Annotated in this window: 17 protein-coding genes and 1 tRNA gene; 9 read left to right on the top strand and 9 right to left on the bottom strand. The window is 34.0% G+C overall.

What is annotated here, in order from left to right; all coding sequences use genetic code 11:
- Positions 1-16: 16 nt before the first annotated feature.
- Positions 17-427 carry a BrxA/BrxB family bacilliredoxin gene (locus ATE84_RS05430; protein ID WP_024769985.1) on the bottom strand — a complete coding sequence of 137 codons (411 nt, stop codon included), beginning with the start codon at positions 425-427 and terminating at the stop codon, positions 17-19.
- Between the two features lie 320 nt (positions 428-747).
- Between ATE84_RS05430 and ATE84_RS05425 the strand changes: the two genes are divergently transcribed.
- Positions 748-1,482, top strand: coding sequence for a TerB family tellurite resistance protein (locus ATE84_RS05425; RefSeq protein WP_101446501.1), 735 nt, complete (start codon positions 748-750; stop codon positions 1,480-1,482).
- 28 nt (positions 1,483-1,510) lie between these two features.
- On the opposite strand, the gene ATE84_RS05420 is transcribed toward ATE84_RS05425, so the two are convergent.
- Complete coding sequence (locus tag ATE84_RS05420) at positions 1,511-2,659, bottom strand: lycopene cyclase family protein (protein WP_101446499.1); 1,149 nt, start codon at positions 2,657-2,659, stop codon at positions 1,511-1,513.
- Positions 2,660-3,003: 344 nt separating this feature from the next.
- Between ATE84_RS05420 and ATE84_RS05415 the strand changes: the two genes are divergently transcribed.
- Entirely contained in the window at positions 3,004-3,933 is a 930-nt protein-coding gene (locus ATE84_RS05415; protein ID WP_101446497.1) for a DMT family transporter, read from the top strand.
- Between the two features lie 185 nt (positions 3,934-4,118).
- Here the strand turns inward: ATE84_RS05415 and feoB are convergent, their stop codons facing one another.
- The 3 genes from feoB to ATE84_RS05395 all read right to left on the bottom strand — a co-directional run bounded on the left by feoB (position 4,119) and on the right by ATE84_RS05395 (position 7,241).
- Positions 4,119-6,215, bottom strand: coding sequence for a ferrous iron transport protein B (gene feoB, locus ATE84_RS05405; protein ID WP_101446493.1), 2,097 nt, complete (start codon positions 6,213-6,215; stop codon positions 4,119-4,121).
- A gap of 14 nt (positions 6,216-6,229) precedes the next feature.
- Positions 6,230-6,457 carry a FeoA family protein gene (locus tag ATE84_RS05400; RefSeq protein WP_034246606.1) on the bottom strand — a complete coding sequence of 76 codons (228 nt, stop codon included), beginning with the start codon at positions 6,455-6,457 and terminating at the stop codon, positions 6,230-6,232.
- A 112-nt stretch (positions 6,458-6,569) separates the two neighbouring features.
- Positions 6,570-7,241, bottom strand: a complete 672-nt coding sequence (locus ATE84_RS05395) for an SCO family protein (RefSeq protein WP_101446491.1) — start codon at positions 7,239-7,241, stop codon at positions 6,570-6,572.
- Positions 7,242-7,397: 156 nt separating this feature from the next.
- Between ATE84_RS05395 and rseP the strand changes: the two genes are divergently transcribed.
- Complete coding sequence (gene rseP / locus ATE84_RS05390; protein ID WP_101446489.1) at positions 7,398-8,714, top strand: RIP metalloprotease RseP; 1,317 nt, start codon at positions 7,398-7,400, stop codon at positions 8,712-8,714.
- 530 nt (positions 8,715-9,244) lie between these two features.
- Positions 9,245-9,318 (top strand) — tRNA-Asn (locus ATE84_RS05385).
- 122 nt (positions 9,319-9,440) lie between these two features.
- Here the strand turns inward: ATE84_RS05385 and ATE84_RS05380 are convergent.
- From ATE84_RS05380 to ATE84_RS05360, 4 genes are all read right to left on the bottom strand, one after another.
- Entirely contained in the window at positions 9,441-9,653 is a 213-nt protein-coding gene (locus tag ATE84_RS05380; RefSeq protein ID WP_101446487.1) for a hypothetical protein, read from the bottom strand.
- A 312-nt stretch (positions 9,654-9,965) separates the two neighbouring features.
- Positions 9,966-10,130, bottom strand: coding sequence for a hypothetical protein (locus ATE84_RS26060; protein ID WP_158237184.1), 165 nt, complete (start codon positions 10,128-10,130; stop codon positions 9,966-9,968).
- Positions 10,131-10,199: 69 nt separating this feature from the next.
- Complete coding sequence (locus ATE84_RS05365) at positions 10,200-10,724, bottom strand: hypothetical protein (protein WP_143273577.1); 525 nt, start codon at positions 10,722-10,724, stop codon at positions 10,200-10,202.
- A 17-nt stretch (positions 10,725-10,741) separates the two neighbouring features.
- Positions 10,742-11,878 carry a hypothetical protein gene (locus tag ATE84_RS05360; protein WP_101446479.1) on the bottom strand — a complete coding sequence of 379 codons (1,137 nt, stop codon included), beginning with the start codon at positions 11,876-11,878 and terminating at the stop codon, positions 10,742-10,744.
- Positions 11,879-12,971: 1,093 nt separating this feature from the next.
- Here ATE84_RS05360 and ATE84_RS05355 point away from each other — a divergent pair.
- The 5 genes from ATE84_RS05355 to ATE84_RS05335 all read left to right on the top strand — a co-directional run bounded on the left by ATE84_RS05355 (position 12,972) and on the right by ATE84_RS05335 (position 18,911).
- Positions 12,972-13,433 (top strand): (2Fe-2S)-binding protein, encoded by a 462-nt coding sequence (locus ATE84_RS05355; RefSeq protein WP_101446477.1) that lies wholly within the window; start codon positions 12,972-12,974, stop codon positions 13,431-13,433.
- The gene (locus ATE84_RS05350) at positions 13,430-15,580 is read left to right on the top strand and encodes a molybdopterin cofactor-binding domain-containing protein (protein ID WP_101446475.1); all 2,151 of its coding nucleotides are present in this window, start codon (positions 13,430-13,432) and stop codon (positions 15,578-15,580) included. Before ATE84_RS05355 ends, ATE84_RS05350 begins: the two co-directional genes overlap by 4 nt.
- 269 nt (positions 15,581-15,849) lie before the next feature.
- On the top strand, positions 15,850-16,209 hold the full coding sequence (locus ATE84_RS05345; protein WP_101446474.1) for a cytochrome c: 360 nt from the start codon (positions 15,850-15,852) through the stop codon (positions 16,207-16,209).
- Positions 16,210-16,221: 12 nt separating this feature from the next.
- Entirely contained in the window at positions 16,222-16,686 is a 465-nt protein-coding gene (locus tag ATE84_RS05340) for a (2Fe-2S)-binding protein (RefSeq protein ID WP_101450843.1), read from the top strand.
- Positions 16,683-18,911: a xanthine dehydrogenase family protein molybdopterin-binding subunit gene (locus ATE84_RS05335; protein ID WP_101446472.1), complete on the top strand. Its 2,229-nt coding sequence runs from the start codon at positions 16,683-16,685 to the stop codon at positions 18,909-18,911. Before ATE84_RS05340 ends, ATE84_RS05335 begins: the two co-directional genes overlap by 4 nt.
- Positions 18,912-19,355: the final 444 nt, after the last annotated feature.

The raw sequence follows: 19,355 nt of genomic DNA, 5'->3' as shown, positions 1-19,355 counted from the left end.
TCTACTTAAAATCATTTTAGCAATGCTCGTTATAAGCATCTTTAAGGTTTTCTGCTATCATTTCTGCAGGACGTCCTTCGATATGATGACGCTCTAGCATATGAACTAATTCTCCGTTTCTAAACAATGCCATAGATGGTGATGATGGAGGAAACGGAATCATATAACTACGTGCCTTATCTGTCGCCTCTCTATCTACTCCTGCAAAAACAGTTACTAAATTATCAGGCTTTTTATCATTCTCTAGTGAAGCTCTTGCTCCCGGACGAGCATTTGCCGCAGCACAACCACATACCGAATTTACGACTACCAATGTAGTTCCTTCTTTTGCTATTGCTGTGTCTACTGCTTCTTCTGTATGTAATTCTTCAAAACCAATATTGGTAAGATCTTCGCGCATTGGTTTTACTAAATCTGCTGGATACATATTTTTTATCTTTTATTTTTCGTATTACAATTTGATACAAAGTTACAAATTATGTACCACATAAGCACAACTGACAAGTAGTCTGAGAATTCACTTATAGCACACAATTAAAATCAAATTCCCAGTATTCAATTTATACCTGTTTTACATATTTCTAAAGGCCAAGAGCACCTTATAATCTATACAGAGTCAATCAAGACAACTAGATATTATAATCTATATCCGTAACAAATTAGGAATACTTCTTACTAATATAATAGAGAACTAAAAATTATCTTTTAATAATTAGTTTATCTTTACAACCCAAAAAAATGTTTTGAATGATTAAATGGTTTGCTGCAATATTAGGAGCTGTTTTTTTTAGATTACCCGGGGCAGTTCTAGGTTTTATACTAGGGAGTCTTCTTGATGCAACAAAAATCAAAACTAGCGGTGGATTTAAAACGGTATTTTCTCAAGAACCAAAAGTAACTCCAGCCGATTTTGAACTTAATTTACTATCGCTATCTTCTATCGTTATTAAAGCAGATGGAACAATAAATCAAACAGAGCTTGATTACGTAAGACGATATTTTGTGAGTGCTTATGGCAAAGAACGAGCTAATGCTACCTTTAGAACATTTAATGAAATTATTAAAAACAGGCATGTTTCTGCACAACGTGTTTGTATGTATATCAATCAACATACTCGATATCCATCCAGATTACAGATTTTACACTTTTTATTCGGAATTGCAAATGCTGACGGATCAGTAAGCATCTCTGAAGCTGAAGAGATTCGGAAAATAGCAGGGTTTTTACGAATAAATTTTAAAGATTTTGAGAGTATTAAAGCCATGTTTTTCAAAACTGGAGATCATGCTTATAAAATCCTGGAAATTGATAAAGCAGCTACCGATGCCGAAGTAAAAAAAGCATTTAGAACCATGGCAAAAAAATATCACCCTGATAAAGTACAGCATATGGATGAGATCCATATCAAAGGTGCCGAAGCCAAATTTAGAGAGGTACAAAAAGCATATGATCAAATTAAAAAAGAACGTGGGATCATATAACTAATTATTTATAATTGATTGAACAGTATTAGTTCAGGTTAAAAATTCGTCTGTAAAGCGCTTTTAAAAAATTACCCACGGGTAGACTTGTGGTAATTTTGACATCTTCTAATAGAGTGGTTTCTTCGTCTAAAAATTTTAAAATCTTTGTACTTCTATTTTTTTGAAATAATCTGGAAAACAAATTTGAACCTATTTTGTTTTCTTGATACAAAACATCAAGAAATAGTAAATCATAATACCAGAACTTAGTTCTCTTGTCAAATTTTGAAAGATCTCGATTAGTTTTAAGGTAAGAGATTAGTTTTTTTATTTTTTTAAAAGAAGTATTAAATGTATACCCTGTACTGGGCTTTGTCCATCCACCAGCTGTACCGATATGTAAGATGTTTTTAGAATTATACTTTCCAAATTCATAACAGGTCATTGGGATACATCCTTTTTCTTTTTCGACAATCTTATACTCATTGATTCCTTTTTCCCTTAAGTATCTTGTTATTTCATCTTCATATTCTTTTTCTTCCAAAAGATCTTTAGAAAATAGTGTATATTCAAACAATGCTTCGGTTTCAGAAATAGGTAGCACATACATAAATCGTGTATTGTTTTTCTGAGCTACTGTAAAATCCATAAAAGTAGCAGTTTTAGCATCAAACAGAGGGCTTTTCGTTTTCACAAACCATCCTACAAAATGCTGATTTAAAACAGGATACTGGCTTTGATTTTTGTAATCTTCAGATAACACAGTACTATTAAAAACTTTATCCGTAAGATATATTTGGGTATCGGTTTCGACTTCAACAATATTCCCTTCATCGGTCAAAGAAATGATTTCTTCTTGTACGATGTTGATGTTAGATTTCTCTTTTAAAATTCTTAAAATAAAATCATAAAAATCTTTGCTTCTTACAAGTTTATATTGGTACGGCAGAATCTCTATTTGTTTTGAAAAATTAGTGCTTCCAAAATAAATAGTATCCCATTTTTTGCTTACGATTTCATCCCAGATCCCTATATCTTTTTCCCAAAAACACCAGGTACGATCATTCTTGTTTTTTAATTCTCTATCAATTAGTAAGATTTGCTTTTCATCAAAAAAAGAATCTAATACCATGTGGTATGCTAACATCAAACCTGAAGCTCCTAAACCAGAAATTATGTAATCGTACTTTTGCATATATTTAATAGTCAAATATAAAATGAAAAATCAGCAATATGGGTATGTCATAATGTATTTAGGTTTATTTTTTATATATCTTCAATACTAATTATCTCTAATCATGAAGAAGACGAAATCCTAATAGAGGAAAAAGAACTTCTTTTTGGAACAGATGGCATTGATCCAAATCGTATAAAAGAAGTATTGAAAATTGATAAGAATACGGTTTGCATACATAATTTAAAGCCTTATCCTTCTGCAAAAACTCCTATTATTCCTTCAGAATATTATCTAGAGCTGCTTATTAAATAAAAGACTCTTTTTTAAAATAGAGTTTCATCAACTTTCCTTTTCTTTGCCAAATGATTTCTAACAAGATAAAAGCTCATTTAGCTCTGTTGAGCGTTAATATTGTATATGGTGCAAATTATCTTGTTGCCAAAGGATTAATGCCTGATAAGATTGAAGCTTCAGCATTAGTGTTTCTTCGAATCAGCGGTGCAGGTCTATTATTCTTGATTCTTAAACTCTTTGTTAAAGAGCAAGTAGAAAGAAAAGATATTCCTCGCTTAGTATTATGCGGTTTCTTAGGAATAGCCACTAATCAGTTCTTCTCGATGAATGGACTCAGCCTCACTTCTCCTGTTGATGCTGCTATTATTATTACTTCCATACCCATTTTCACAGTAATTATTAGTTATTTCTTGCTTAAAGAACCTCTAACATTGCAGCGTATTCTTGGGATATCAATTGGAGGAGCAGGTGCCCTACTATTAATTTATATAGGAAATTCTGGAGTAGGAACAGGTTCTTTATTAGGAAATATTTTCGTTTGTATTAACGCCTTAGCATTTGCATTCTATTTGGTGATTGTAAAACCATTAATGTCTAAATACAAACCCATTACTGTCATTGTTTGGACGTTCTTATTTGGATTTATATTTATGTTTCCATTTTGTATAGAAAAATTGATCCATACAGACTTTAGCGCTTTTGTTACTTCAAATTGGATTTCTCTATTTTATGTTGTGGTAGGCCCAACTTTTTTGGCATACTTGCTTAATATGTTTGCTTTACAATTTGTAAAACCTACCGTCTCGAGTAGTTATATTTATGTACAACCTGCCGTGGCTATGATTCTTGTAGGTGTTATCTCTTATTTTGTTGTAAATAGTCAATATAAAAGTGATATCACTATAATAAAATTATCATGCTGTATTTTGATCTTTTTTGGAGTATACCTTATTAGTAACGGTCCGTTAAAATGGTTTAAGAAATCAAATCCTCAATGACATCCACAACCTGTACTATCGCAAGATTTTGATGACTTTTTCTTTACAGAAGATAATGAAGTTTTCCAAAAGAATTTTTTAATCAAAAATGCGATTGCTCCCACAAAAATTAAAAGCACGATTATATTTTGGATAAGAATATTCATAGTATATAGAGTCGTATAAAGATACTAAAACTTAACACTTTATTTTAAAATTTGGTACACTACTAGTGCCACACCATACGCAAAAATGCTCATAAAAACGAGCTGAATCATTGGCCATTTCCAACTGTTTGTCTCTCGTTTTACTATGGCCAGAGTACTCATACACTGCATGGCAAAGGCATAAAACAGTAATAATGAAATTCCGCTAGCCAAATTAAACAATGGGCCGCCTGTTACAGGGTTAATCTCTGCAGCCATTCTATTTTTTATCGTTTCTTCCTCATCACTTCCCACGCTGTATATAGTTGCTAACGTTCCTACAAAAACTTCTCTGGCAGCAAAAGAACTAATAATACCAATTCCGATTTTCCAGTCATAACCCAAAGGTGCCACTACAGGTTCTATTGCTTTACCTGCATATCCTATAAAAGAATATTCGAGTTTATAAGATGCGATTTTGTTATCCAGTTCTTCTTGTGAAAGACTAGGATAAAGTTCTGTTACAATTTCTTCGGCGTTATTAAAGTTTTTATTAGGTCCAAAACTTGCCAAAACCCATAAGACAATAGAGATTGCTAAAATGATCTTTCCTGCTCCAAAAATAAACGCTTTTGTTTTTTCGATTACATTTATAGCTACATTTTTGAATAATGGAATCTTATATCCCGGCATTTCGATTACGAAATAAGATTTACTTTTGATTTTTAATATCTTATTAAGCAACCATGCTGAACCTACAGCCGTGGCAAAACCAAGAAAATACAACAACATTAAAGTAAGGCTTTGATAACCAAATATCCAGCCTATTTTTTTATCAGGAATTACTAATGAGATAATAATTAGATATACAGGTAACCTTGCAGAACAAGTTGTAAAAGGAACAACTAAAATGGTGATTAATCTTTCTTTCCAGTTTTCAATATTTCTTGTAGCCATTACCGCTGGAATAGCGCAAGCTGTACCCGAAACTAAAGGAACAACACTTTTACCGCTTAATCCAAACCTTCGCATTACCCTATCCATAAGAAAGACCACACGACTCATGTAACCACTTTCTTCTAATATTGAAATAAAAAGAAACAGAAACGCAATCTGAGGAATAAAAATAACAATCCCTCCTAGCCCAGGAATAATACCTTCTGTAATCAAATCAACAAAAGGCCCAGAAGGTAGAGAAGCTTTTGTTACTTCACTTAACCAGGCAAAACCTTCATCAATTAAATCCATCGGATACGATGACCAATCATAAATAGCCTGAAATATCAGTAAGAGTATTGCTAAGAAAATAAAATATCCCCAAAATTTATGAGTAAGCACTCTATCCAACCTTGCTCGCATACCTGTGGCTGCTTTTTCATCTACCGTAAGGCCATTTTTAAGTACATTATTTATAAATTGGTATCGCTTAATAGTCTCTTTTTGTTGAAATCGTTTCAGTTCACCTTCAGATTTAATCTTAAAATCCGGTGAAACAGACATACCCTGTTTATCAAGTTTTCTGAAATTAACATCTTGGGTAATTACAAGCCAAAGTTTATATAGAGATTGATCAGGGAATGTTTGCTGTAGTCGATCAAAATACTCTGGTGCAAAAGACAATGCATTAAGGCAAGGTGTCTTTGGTAATTGCGCATAGGATTCTATTAATTTTTTAAGCTCATCAATCCCTTCTCCTTTACGAGCACTAATCAAAGCTATTTTAGTCTTTAGCTCTTTTTCTAATAATGGAATATCTAATGAAATCCCTTTTCTATGCATACGATCCGCCATATTGATTACCAAAATAGTAGGAATATCCAGATCTTTAATTTGTGTAAAAAGAAGTAAATTTCGTTTAAGGTTTTCTACATCACTAACTACGACTGCTACGTCAGGATAATCTTTACCTTTCTTATTAAGCAATAATTCGATAACTACATTTTCATCTAATGAAGAAGCATTAAGACTGTAAGTCCCGGGTAAATCCATTATATGGGCTTTTACTCCACGAGACAGCTTACATATTCCTTCCTTTTTTTCAACAGTAATCCCAGGGTAATTACCAACCTGTTGATTAAGGCCCGTAAGCAAATTAAAAACAGATGTTTTTCCGGTATTTGGGTTTCCGATAAGCGAAACTTTGATTTGCTTAGCCATAAAAGAATTGCTATTTAGATAATTTGAACTTCAATTTGGGCTGCAATTTCTTTACGAATGGCAAGATGGCTACCATTTATATTAAGATACATTGGACATTGAAAAGGAGCTGTCTGAAGTAATTCGACCTCATTTCCTGGTAAACATCCCATTTCTAATAATTTTAGAGGAATAATATCTGAAGTAATCTCCTTAATCAAAGCACGCTGACCTCTCTTTAGTGTAGCAATTGTAGTCTTCAAAGTTTATTTAGATTAATTTTAAACAAGGCAAAAATAGTGTAAAAATTCGTATTGAAAAAGCTAAAGTTTCAAAATAAAAGTAATAAAAACAATATGTCAGAGAAATTCTCAACTATTTACCTTCTTTCTTTAAAATAGCAATATCTTCTATTAACCGATCAATATCTTCTGGATTGGTTCCATCATAAAATCCTCGGATACGTTTCTTTTTATCTACAAGAATAAAGTTTTCTGTATGTACCATATCATATGGCCCTCCATCTCCATCTGATTTGGCAGCCAAATAAGATTTACGCGCCAAATCGTAGATCTGCTTTTTATCCCCCGTAACCAAATTCCATTTAGTATCGTCTACCCCTTTTTCAATAGCATATTTTTTTAACCTGGCTACACTATCAATTTTTGGAGTCACAGAATGTGAAAGTAAAAGTACTTCACTGTCCTCTTTTAACCGCTCCTGGATCTCTTTCATATGATCGGTCATAATCGGACAAATCGTTTGGCAAGTCGTAAAGAAAAAATCTGCAACATAGATTTTATCCTTATAATTTTGCTGGGTTATTTCTTCTCCATTTTGATTGGTTAGTTTAAAATCTGGAATTTTATGATATTTACGTATATATTGTACAGTACTATCTACCAATTCTGTATTCACCATATCGGGTTCATACACCTGTAAAACTCTATTAGGTTTAAGAATTGAATATATTATAGAAATAATAATAGCGGATAATACAAAAAGTACAATTGCAAAAAATTTGTATTTAGAAAAAAACTGAAGCATAATGATTTATTATGCTTGCAAAATTACAAGGATTATCACTTATAAAAAGGTCGTTTTCATTAAAAAAATCCTAAATCTATCGAACTGTAGGTAGTTTTTTTTCATATACTCCTCTAAAAGGTTACTTTTGCGTGATTTAATTTTGAACAACGACTTATGAGTCCATTTTTTATAAAAGCAATACAGCTACTATTAAGTTTATCTATTCTAATCGTTTTACACGAATTAGGACACTTCATTCCTGCTAAATTATTTAAAACAAGAGTAGAAAAATTCTATCTCTTTTTTGATGTAAAATTTTCACTATTTAAGAAAAAAATAGGTGAAACCGTTTACGGTATTGGTTGGTTACCATTAGGAGGATATGTAAAAATCGCCGGTATGATTGATGAGAGTATGGATAAAGAGCAGATGGCTGGCCCACCACAACCATGGGAGTTTAGATCTAAACCTGCCTGGCAAAGACTGATTATTATGTTAGGTGGTGTTACAGTAAATATCATCCTTGGATTTTTAATCTATATGGCGATTATATTTACCTGGGGAACCAATTATGTTGGTTTTGATGATATGCCAAATGGTTTTGCTGTAGAAGATTCATTTAAAAAATTAGGGTTCGAAGACGGAGATCGAATTCTTGATGTAAATGGCAAGACATTAGAAGATGTAACCCAGATCAATCACTATTTATTTATGCGTGATGTCAAAAATATTAGTGTTTTACACCAAAGTGGAAATAAGGAAACTATCCAAATTCCTGAAAACATAGGAACAACTATGTTTGAATCTGGAATCTTACGGCCTTTTTCTCCAATAAATAAGCCTGTTATAGACAGTACATATCTTGAAATAGCTGAGAAAGCTGGTCTTAAAAAAGGAGATAGAATAACTGAAGTAAACGGAAAACCTATACAATATTGGCACGAGTTTAGAAAAACAATTCTTGAAAACAAAGGCACTCCTATTTCTATAAATTATACAAGAAACAATGAAACTAATTCTACTTCAATAACTCCTAATGAAGATGGGCTAATTGGTGTTGTTGTTAGAAATGGTTATAAGGTTCAAGAAAAGAAATACTCCTTCGGAGAAAGTATTTCCAAAGGTTTCGATTTTGGATATTGGACTTTGCATGACTATATAGCACAATTTAAATATGTATTTACCCAAAAAGGAGCAAGTCAAGTAGGTGGATTTGGAGCTATAGGAAATCTTTTTCCTGATGCCTGGAACTGGAGAGCCTTTTGGGGAACTACAGCTTTTATTTCTATCATTTTGGCCTTTATGAACATACTACCTATACCCGCATTAGATGGTGGTCATGTCATGTTTTTATTATACGAAATTATTGCAGGTAGAAAACCTAATGATAAGTTTATGGAATATGCTCAACTTGCAGGTTTTATACTGCTTATCGCTCTATTATTATTTGCCAATGGTAATGATATTTATAGGGCAATTTTTGATCAATAGCGAATCAATAGACCGCTAATTTCATATAGTTCTCTTTATGAGATAAATCAAGTCAATATAACTGAGGTTGTATTGACTTGATTTTTTTATTTCTTATTGGATTATCCTTTTTCATAAATTAATACTATTTACACTTTTGAAATCTATGCATATTAATTTTATATCTATAATCACTTAAAAAATCGAAATCGAAATAACAAGTTTGCACATTAATAGTATTAATGATGCTATAATTGCCATCCAATTCCAAAACTATTATCAGAAGAAGAACTCATTTTATATTAAAAAAACACTATCTCGTACAAAAACAGGAACTAGATCTCTTATTTAACAAAAAGAACACTAAACCCTTTAACTACAAATACATAGCTGATAGTTTTCATAAAACTACTACTCATAGTCAGAATTATATTTGTCAATTCCTCTATAAATAACCTTAAAAAATCAGAAAAATCTTTTTGAGATATAAAAAATAGTATATATTTGCACTCGCAAAAAGAGAAAAACATTCTATATTTGCAAAAATAAATTCCTCCTTAGCTCAGTTGGTTAGAGCATCTGACTGTTAATCAGAGGGTCCTTGGTTCGAGTCCAAGAGGGGGAGCTTCAAAAGCCCGGTAAGCACTATGTTTACTGGGGTTTTTTATTTTATAAGATTGTTTTGTCCGACCGTTGTTCCTAAAAAGAATAAAAACTCCCTAGCAATTAGTTTTTTAGTACTGACTTTCATTTTAATTTATTCTTTAAATTCTCCATACTAATTGTATCACTTTCTGTTGTTGTAAATCCCTGCTTACATTCGGGACACTTATACAACAATCTTTCACCATGATACATTTTACCATTTGACGTAAACTTTTGTTTCTCTTTAATAAGCTCGTAGTCTACATCACAACCGAAAGGACATTTCTTTAGTTTTAAAGGTTTAGGAACTTTCATATTAACTTTACCTTCTCTAAATCTACTGAAGTGCTCGGAAACGAGCCTTGTCTTTTTATTTTAACGGTTAGGCTATAACCCCTTATATTCCATATAATCAAGATTGGTTCTTCTTCAAACGAACATTTTTTCATGAAACCTTTTGTTTGTGTGGAGCTTCCCCCGTTTTCATGAAATAATGTGTTGCTCTCTAGGATTTCACCTATTTTATAAATCCCAACAGGATTACCGTACTCTTTTACCATACGATCAAAAAATGACCTATCTAGTACTTCGTTTATCTTGATAGAAAGGGTTTTGATAGTATCGTTTTTATCTGTTGTAATAGTGAAGAATTGATAAGGTTTTTCTAACTACAACCCTGTATCTGAAGTTTTCAGATACAGGGTTGTAGTTAGTTTCTTTTACACTAAGTTTAACATTAGGAATCTCACTTATATGTTTACCTATAAACTCTGTATTTAAAGGATTTCCCATTAAAATAGTTATAATTAAAAGTATCATTTAATATCCTGCAAAAGTATGTTGTTCTTCTAAAACCAAAAGTTAAAGATTAACATTACCAATGGTTATAAAAATAGATTTAATTGTAGTTCGTTGTTCTTGTTTAAGTAATACCTTTACTGTATATCCTTCTTTATTCCAGATAATATAAAGTGGTTCCTCTTCAAAAGTACATTCTTTGAGAGTATATGTGCTTTCCATAGATGTGATTCCTCTTGAGATCGATGGCTTGCCAGTAGTAATGTTATCCTTCTTTGTAATTTCATCAGGCTCACCATATTCCGTTATCATTTTGTCATAAAATTGTCTGTTCATCCTTCCGATAATACCAAAAGAAAAATTTTGTATAATCTTATTTTTATCTGTGGAAATATAAATGTCTTTATATTGTTCTCCTAAATATTCGTAATCTCCTTTAATGACATATGAATTTATGGAAGGATGATTTCCTTCATGTATCGGCAAAGCATTTTGTATTTGATCAATATGTTTGTACAATAATTTTTCAATATCAAGTGATCTAGTCATAAATGATAGCGTTAGAAAGCCTAAAATTAATATTTTCATCTTTATTATTTTATAATTTAATCACAATTAGTAGGTGTAAAAGCAATTAAGTAAGGTGCGGGACTTCTTACCCCATAAGTGTTTTTTCCTATGTCTATAGAACCTCCGATTGCTTTCATAGCTTTTTTTAAGTGAATCTCCCACTGTATTTTCACCTGTAATTCACTTGCTCCTGTATTTCCAGAGAACCATAGTTGTGTATTTATGTTAGCACTGGCAACAGCCATAGCCGTCAAATTAGCTGCTTGCCCGGGTCTAAGGGCAGAAGGAGCGACAAAAGTAGCTACATCTATATGTGTTTCAATTGTTCTTCTCATAATACCATTAAGAACTCTATGATCAGCATGGAAAGATTCGTTAATTCCTATAGTGGCAGCTATGTTTTGACCAAATACTTTTGCGTATTCAAAACTTTTACAATCTGTAAAAAACAGAACAGGAGTTGGCTCTTCATCTGCTGTCGGTAAAGAATCATGATCTCCATGATCTCCTCCACCACCACTGCCACCGCCACCAGTGCCTCCTCCGCCACTGCCACATACTTCATAGCTATAAAGTATGTCTATATGAACAGGGTTACTATCGACATAAGTTGTTTTAATCACATAGTAAGTTTGGCAACGTGATTTTGAAGTGATTTGTGTTGAGGTTGAAGGATTCAATATTTCTTTATAAATATTTGTGTTATTTGGCTGAAAGAGTGAAGTGCTTTTTGAAATAATACCGTTATTGTCACTCGAATATTTATATTCTATATAGGGTAATTTCAATACCTGTTTAATATCCTTAAAACTGTCGTTTGTATTAAGAAAGACTTTTAAAGACTCTTTAAAGTTGTTCTTATCTATAGTTAATACCAGATAAGATTTTGCGTAAGTTTTATTCTGTAAATCATCGAGTTTTATTTTATTTTTAGTATTAATTAACTTTGGTATCAACGGAAAATAAATGTCATCTTCAACCTGAAAATGATTATCCCAATCTGGACTACCATAAAAATTTAGATTATCGTCGAACTTTTGATTATGATTACTTTCATACCATGACTTTGCCTTTTGGCTAATGTCATTTTCAACAGACAATTCATCCTTTTGACAATTAGCTATTAGGAAGGCAATCACAAAAAGGAACACAAACTTTAATAAATTTCTCATGTTGTTTTAGGTTTTAATTTATTTAAAATTTGATGTTAATATACTAAATTGTTATAATAATACTTGGTTTTTTAAATATTAAATACTATAGGCCCATTTACAAACTCATATTTGAGATTAGCAATAGAGGCGTTAATAAAAGTTGTTTTACACTTATCTCCAATAGAATGTATCCCAGTTGTGCCAACCAAACCACTATTCTATACTATTTCATGATACTACATAGGACAACTAAAAAATGTAACACGCTGAATTATAGTGTATTTTGATATTATGATATAGTATGAAATGTTAAGAAATACGCCAAGAGGGGGAGCAAAAGTCCAGCAGTAATGTTGGACTTTTTTGCGTTTATAAGGTACTTAGCACTATCATAAATAATCCATCTAATCATAATATATCTACTTTCTCTAAAAAAAGAGACCTACTAGGTGTCCAAGTAAAATTTGGAGAGATCAACTTTTGACCGAGTTGTATGCCAATTGTTAAATCTAAATCAATTGGTTATGAAAGAAAAACTATCAATTCTGTTTTTAATTAAACGAAACAAACAAAACAAAAAGGGTTTATGCCTTATTCTTCACAAGATTGACCTATCAGAAAAAAAGGTCAACTAAATTCTTTTGAAAAAATCTTCCACGCTTATATCATGGATTAAAGAATTCTGATTGATACCAGTGAAATGATACAGAAAATATTGAGATTTGAGTCCAGAGGGTTTATCATAAAGGAACCACACGGTTGAATTTAGCTCACTATAAGGAATCAATGATATCCGAAGGTTAGAGAAATTCAACCGTGTGTTTGATTTGGATGAACGCAAGATTCGTTAAAAGATGTGAAATTTCTATTGTTCATTCTTTAAAAGTCTACTCATTTCGGAAATCAATAATGGATTCTCCATTATTCGTATTAAAATAGCCTTATTCAATTTATTGATTTACAAGGTGGTTGATTAATTGAATAAATAGAAATGAAAACATTCGGTAAACAATTCATCTTTATAAATACTAAAGATTATCGTGCATAAAACATCGTCTGATTCCTACGCTTGATTTTTTAGCAATGACAAATCAATCAAAAATAACTAAGAATGACACTTAACATCAACAATCAAGACCATACATTTGAAGCTGATGCAAACATGCCTCTATTGTGGGTTTTACGTGATTTGCTGGAGATGACCGGCACCAAATACGCCTGCGGCATTGGCCAATGTGGTGCATGTACTGTTTTGGTAGATGGTAAGGCTGCACGCTCATGTAGTATTCCCATTACATCAGCATTGGGCAAAAAAATTACCACCATTGAACACTCAGAACCCAATTCCCTTTTACGGTCTTTAAAAGATGCTTGGGTAGAAAATGATACTCCTCAATGTGGCTATTGCCAAAGTGGGCAAATTATGAATGCCTTGGCGCTACTAAAACAAAACCCTAATCCCACGGAAGAGGAAATTGAGTTAGGTATGCGTGGTAATATTTGTCGATGTGGCACCTATCCAAGGATTAAAAAATCCATTCAACTAGTCATTCAAAAAAATAAGAAACTATGAAAAGAAGGCATTTTTTTAGAACCTCAGCGCTTGCAGGTGGAGGGCTTTTAATGAGTACCTTCATTCCTATTTCATGTAATATTGAAACGATAACACAAGAAAGTTGGGAGCCCAACTTTTTTCTTCGAATAGATCCGGATAATACCATCACATTTATTTGTTCAATAACTGAGTTAGGTCAAGGCACCTCTACAGGACTTACTATGATTGTTGCAGATGAACTCGGTATTGCTATAGAAAAACTTAAGGTAGAATTCGGCGATGGGGCCTTTGAACGATATGGAAACTTTCAAGATACAGGAGGAAGTAATGGGCTACGACTTCTTTGGAATCCTTTACGTAAGGCTATGGCAACGACTAGGGAAATCTTTATACTGGCCGCCGCACAAAAATGGGGAGTGGAACCTAACGATTGTTACAGTGAGAATGGTTGGGTAAATTGTAAATCCAAAGAAAAAAAAACCTCTTATACGAGTTTAATAGAATTGGCCAAAAAGATTCCCATACCCTTAAAAGTTAAGTTAAAAGATGCCTCTGCGTATAAATATATTGGGAAACCAGTGATAGGAAAAAGAGCAAAAACCATCGTTGAAGGTCAATTGCCTTATAGTATCAATTTCAAAATACCCAATATGGTTTATGCAGCAATAGCTCGTTGTCCGGTTTGGAACGGTAAATTGATTCGCTTTGATGCAACAAAAGCAAAGGAATTCCCAGGAGTTATCAACGTAATTGAAGTTTCAAGTACAAAAATAAACCCCACTAATGATTTTAAAGGAGGTGTTAGATCAGGGGTCGCGGTATTGGCTAATAATACTTGGGCTGCTTTGGAGGCGAAAAAGTTATTGGAAATTGAGTGGGATTTGGGAAGATTCGCTAAAAAATCAGACAGTGATGTCAAAGAAGAACTTATAAAACAACTAAAAGAACCTAAAAGAATAAATGCTAATTTTAAGGAAGCTGCCAAAATCTTAAAGAACTCTAACAAGAAATTTAAGGCAACTTATATTTCCCCGTATCAAGCTAATGCTTGTATGGAACCACTTAACGCGACTGCTCACCATAAAGGAAATACGATTGAAATTTGGGCGGGTAGCCAAGCACCAGCCATGTTCAGAGAACGCATCTATGAACTCACTGGAATCCCCGAAGCCGCCATAGTATCTCACAACTTACCTTCGGGGGGCGGGTTTGGCAGACGGTTCCATTCCGATTATGTGGAAGAAGCCGTTTTAATTTCGGAAAAAATACGAAAGCCTGTAAAAGTAACGTGGTCTAGAGAAGACACTTTTAGGACATCTAAGTACCATCCACTTTGTGTTGATTCTTGGGACGCCGTGTTGGATAAAAACAATAAAGCTGTTGCCCTTGGCTATCAAGGCACCTTGGGAGGCACTAATGGATTTCGTCCTTATCCTTATCCCCTACCCAAGGTTCATTACAACAGTATCTATGAAAAGAAAGGTTGGTTATTACCTAGAGCTTCTTGGCGTAGTGTTTATGCCCATCCGTGGGCTTTTAGTCTGGAATGTTTTATTGATGAATTGGCCGATCTTGCGCAAATAGATCCTATTGAATATCGATTACATTTACTGGAAAAGGCAGAGGTAGTGGAGCAGATTATGGATATTTGGGTCGGAGACAACCTTTATCCAAAAAAATTAAGGCGTACCCTTGAAAAAGTTAAACTTGAATCTAATTGGGGACAAACAAAGGAAAACCACTACCAAGGAGTTTCTTCCATAAGCTATAACACGTCCTATTGCTCACAGGTAATCGAGATATCAATAGATGGAAAAGAATTATATGTAGAGCGCGTTACGGTCGTTATGGATTGTGGCAAGGTCATCAACCCAAGTCTGGTAAAAGCTCAAGTTGAAGGAAGTGTAATATGGGGATTGACTGCCGCACTTAAAGATAAGATTACGGTTAAAAATGGAAGCGTGGAACAAGAAAATTATCACTCTTATGATGTATTGAGAATAGATGAGGCTCCAATAATCGATGTTCATTTATTGGATAGTCAAGATTCACCATCTGGCGCCGGTGAACCCGCGGTACCGGGTGTTGCTCCCGCACTATTGAACGCAGTTTTTGCTGCAACTGGAAACCGAATTCGGGAAATCCCCATATCAACAAAACTATAGTATGTAAAATAATTTTAAACCAACGCATTCATGAAAGAAATTCACTCCTTCATACTTTTCAAAAATGACTTGTTAACAAGCGTTAAATTATTGTTCTATACTCTTAAATCATCTATTGGTTTTCGAAATCGATACATTTTTTTTCACTCTTGGTTTGAAATTACCCTATTCAAATTATAACCTTAGAAGTTGAAATATTTGAAACTAACTAAAGCTTTAGGAGAAGATTTCTCAAGTAAGTCATCTATCTAAAATAGCATCTATTGAGAATGAAACAACCTTTGATTACATCCTTTTGTTTTTTAGCTATGTTTTCCTGCCAACCAAAGGCAGAAAAAGAAAGTATTGCGAATGGAAAAGAAGTTTACATCACTAACTGTATCAGTTGTCATCAACCAGACGGTCAGGGAATAGAAGGTATATATCCTTCGCTGTTGAAATCGGATGACATTACAAGGAGTCAAACTGAAAGAACTGTAACCCTCATCCAGTTTGGATCTGGTTTTGAGGGCGGTATGAAACCAATAATGCTTACCGATAAGGAAATCACAGATGTTATCAATTATATTCAAAATACTTGGCAAAATAAGGCGCCGTTTTTAACCAAAACCGAATTAAAACAATTTTAAGATTCATAGATGATGACAAACTATTCGTTGAAAATAAATAACAAAACCTATTCCTTTGATGTTGTCCCTGATACCCCGCTACTCTGGGTTTTAAGGGATGCATTAAAACTATATGGAACAAAATATGGCTGTGGTATTGCTCAATGTGGTGCTTGCACTGTGCATATTGATGGTTTACCAATGAGGTCCTGCAGTGTCACCATTGAAAGTGTAAAGAATAAATCTATCACTACCATTGAAGGTTTGTCCATTAAAAACGACCATCCTGTTCAATTGGCCTGGGAAGCGGAGGATGTACCGCAATGTGGCTATTGCCAATCTGGACAGATTATGACGGCGACTGCTTTGTTGAACCGTATTCCGAATCCGACCGATGATGACATCAATAGAGCCATGAAGGGAAATATATGCCGTTGCGGGACGTATTCCAGAATTCGCAATGCAATTAAGGCTGCAGCTAAAAATATGAAACCATGAATGTAACGAGAAGGAGTTTTTTGAAAGTAAGTGGTAAAGTTGGGGGCGGATTGGTATTATCTCTTGCCTTTCCTAGTTATGGGAAGATAAACGCGTTCAACCTGGAACAAAAAGAAATTGAGTTCAATAATTTTATCTCCATTGACACAAACGGGGAGATTACAATAATGCTCACAAAGCATGAAATGGGACAAGGTACAGGAACTTCAATTCCTACTATTATTGCAGATGAACTTGAGGCGGATTGGGCAAAGGTAAAAATCCAACAAGTGGATTACAGTCCAAAATACACTTGGCAAGAAATGGGCACCACCGGAGGAAGCGGTTCTATTTCTAGAACATGGGATTCTATTCGTATGGCGGGAGCCACTACCAAGGAATTGTTGAAGCAGGCTGCAGCAAAAAAATGGGGTGTTGATCCATTAGTATTGGAGGTAAAAAATAGTTTCATTACCAATCTTGTAACTGATGAAACAATAGAATTTGGTGAATTGGCCGAGATAGCCTCTCAACTACCAATTCCTACTGAAATCCTCCTAAAAAAACCGGAAGAATACCGATATATTGGTAAGCCGATGAAAAATCGTATCACCAAAAATGTCATTTCTGGGAAGGCAAAATATGGGATAGACATGGATATCCCAGGAATGGTCTATGCTTCTATAGAGAAATGCCCTATTTACAAAGGTAAACTCAAAAATTATGATGATACCGAGGCCAAAAAAATAGAAGGCGTTCTAGATATTTTTCCAATAGTTTTATCTGAACAAATTAAAGGTATATTGAATCCAGTATTAGGATATGTTAATGAAGGAATAGTGGTGGTTGCCATATCAACATGGATAGCATTTAAAGCCAGAAAACTACTTAAAGTTGAATGGGATGGAGGTGAAAATGAATCTAGAAGTGTCGCTTCTTTGAACAATAACATGCAGGCTGTGAAAGATACGCCAAGTCAAATGACCATGGACCTTGGTAATGTTGAGGAGAGCTTCACCAAAAGCGAGAACAAGATTTTAGAAATGGAGTACGACAACCCCTATCAGGCCCATGCTCTTATGGAACCCCTAAATGCTACAGCAGATTTTCGTAATGATATTTGTGAGATATGGGTAGGCACTCAAGATGCAGAGCAAACAATTTCGGAAGTAGCGAAGGTTTTGGAAATACCATCTGAAAAAGTGGTGATCCATGTCTTAAATTCAGGAGGATCCTTTGGAAGGCGATACCATGCTGATACCTCAATAGAGGCTGCCTTCATTTCAAGAAAGATTAAAAAGCCAGTTAAAATTACTTGGACTAGGGAAGATGAAATTAGGAACGATCATTTTCAACCCTATTTGAAGAATTATTTAAAAGCTGCAATCACACCGAAAAAATCAGTTGAAGCTCTAGAGAACCGGGGCATATGTACTGTTGACTATGTAACTTGGTCTGAAAAATGGGAGCATTATTACGCCTTTCCTAATATCCGTTGCTATCGAACCATGGTTCCAACCCTTTTGCACGAAGGTGCTTGGCGTAGTGTTGGGGAACATTCGGCGGCCTTGTCTAAGGAATGTTTTGTGGACGAACTAGCTCATGAGCTTCAGAAAGACCCTTTAGAATATCGTATAGAACTATTAAGTCATGAAGTGGATTGGGGAGACCCTAAAACCATGTCCGATTGGGCAATAAAGCACATGTTACCAAAAAAGAAATTATTAAGGCAAAGACAACTGGATATCCTATCCTATATTAAAAAGAGTGATTTATGGTCAAAAGAAACCATAAAAGGAAAAGGCAAGGGGTTTGCCATCGCAAATTTTGGCAATACAGTTTGTGCCGAAATTGCTGAGGTTACAATGCATGAGGAGTTTGGCTTTATCGTAGACAAGGTCACCGCAATAGTACATTGTGGTATGGTAATAAATCCCCATTTTGGAAAGGGGCAGATTGAAGGGTCAATCATCTGGGCGCTATCTGCAGTAAAATATGGAGGTGTGGAAGTTGAGAATGGAATTGTACAAAGGAATAATTTCCATAATAACAAAGTACTTAGGATGGATGAATTACCAGAAATTGAGGTTGTTTTCATTAAAAGTGATGAGCGCCCTTCTGGGCTTGGTGAACCTGGAACGCCACCTTTAGCTCCGGCAGTGCTAAATGCTATTTTTAGTGCTTCAGGCAAGAGAATCAGAAAAATACCGGTAACCAAGTATGATTTGTATGAAGCAAAGAACTGAGCTCTTTCAACTCGGAAGCAGTACATCGTTCGAGTCAACCCCTAATGGCAAGGATTAAATTTCACCTCAGGTGAATTGACCCGAACGGTCTTAACTATTAGTGTTTTCGTAGGTTAACACGAAACTTTATAAGGACACACCAAGCTGAAAATCCTCTGAAATTTTAGAAGTAGGCAAAAGACAAGTAATTACTTATAGCGATTGTTATCTATTATTGTTTTTAGTTAAATCACTTTCCGTTTTTTATAAAATATATTTTTATGAGTGAATTACTCTTTTAATACATTTCCAAACTTATCTTGTTTCTTAGTTTTCCTAGTTCACTCTTTGTGTATTTTCCAGTACTAAGTTCAGCTAAAATTTTTAATTTAAAAGGTTCACTGTAACGTCTAATTACTTTGTCGTTTTATACATAATATTCGAAATTATGTAGCCTTTACTCAG

Source organism: Aquimarina sp. MAR_2010_214 (assembly GCF_002846555.1).
Classification (GTDB): Bacteria; Bacteroidota; Bacteroidia; order Flavobacteriales; family Flavobacteriaceae; genus Aquimarina.
This window is presented reverse-complemented; position numbering and strand designations above follow the sequence as displayed.

Excerpts from the sequence above, each read along its gene's own strand:
- ATE84_RS05430 (WP_024769985.1), bottom strand. The coding sequence starts at position 427 with ATGTATCCAGCAGATTTAGTAAAACCAATGCGCGAAGATCTTACCAAT.
- ATE84_RS05425 (WP_101446501.1), top strand. The coding sequence starts at position 748 with ATGATTAAATGGTTTGCTGCAATATTAGGAGCTGTTTTTTTTAGATTA.
- ATE84_RS05420 (WP_101446499.1), bottom strand. The coding sequence starts at position 2,659 with ATGCAAAAGTACGATTACATAATTTCTGGTTTAGGAGCTTCAGGTTTG.
- ATE84_RS05415 (WP_101446497.1), top strand. The coding sequence starts at position 3,004 with ATGATTTCTAACAAGATAAAAGCTCATTTAGCTCTGTTGAGCGTTAAT.
- feoB (WP_101446493.1), bottom strand. The coding sequence starts at position 6,215 with ATGGCTAAGCAAATCAAAGTTTCGCTTATCGGAAACCCAAATACCGGA.
- ATE84_RS05395 (WP_101446491.1), bottom strand. The coding sequence starts at position 7,241 with ATGCTTCAGTTTTTTTCTAAATACAAATTTTTTGCAATTGTACTTTTT.
- rseP (WP_101446489.1), top strand. The coding sequence starts at position 7,398 with ATGAGTCCATTTTTTATAAAAGCAATACAGCTACTATTAAGTTTATCT.
- ATE84_RS05380 (WP_101446487.1), bottom strand. The coding sequence starts at position 9,653 with ATGAAAGTTCCTAAACCTTTAAAACTAAAGAAATGTCCTTTCGGTTGT.
- ATE84_RS26060 (WP_158237184.1), bottom strand. The coding sequence starts at position 10,130 with ATGGGAAATCCTTTAAATACAGAGTTTATAGGTAAACATATAAGTGAG.
- ATE84_RS05365 (WP_143273577.1), bottom strand. The coding sequence starts at position 10,724 with ATGAAAATATTAATTTTAGGCTTTCTAACGCTATCATTTATGACTAGA.
- ATE84_RS05360 (WP_101446479.1), bottom strand. The coding sequence starts at position 11,878 with ATGAGAAATTTATTAAAGTTTGTGTTCCTTTTTGTGATTGCCTTCCTA.
- ATE84_RS05355 (WP_101446477.1), top strand. The coding sequence starts at position 12,972 with ATGACACTTAACATCAACAATCAAGACCATACATTTGAAGCTGATGCA.
- ATE84_RS05350 (WP_101446475.1), top strand. The coding sequence starts at position 13,430 with ATGAAAAGAAGGCATTTTTTTAGAACCTCAGCGCTTGCAGGTGGAGGG.
- ATE84_RS05345 (WP_101446474.1), top strand. The coding sequence starts at position 15,850 with ATGAAACAACCTTTGATTACATCCTTTTGTTTTTTAGCTATGTTTTCC.
- ATE84_RS05340 (WP_101450843.1), top strand. The coding sequence starts at position 16,222 with ATGACAAACTATTCGTTGAAAATAAATAACAAAACCTATTCCTTTGAT.
- ATE84_RS05335 (WP_101446472.1), top strand. The coding sequence starts at position 16,683 with ATGAATGTAACGAGAAGGAGTTTTTTGAAAGTAAGTGGTAAAGTTGGG.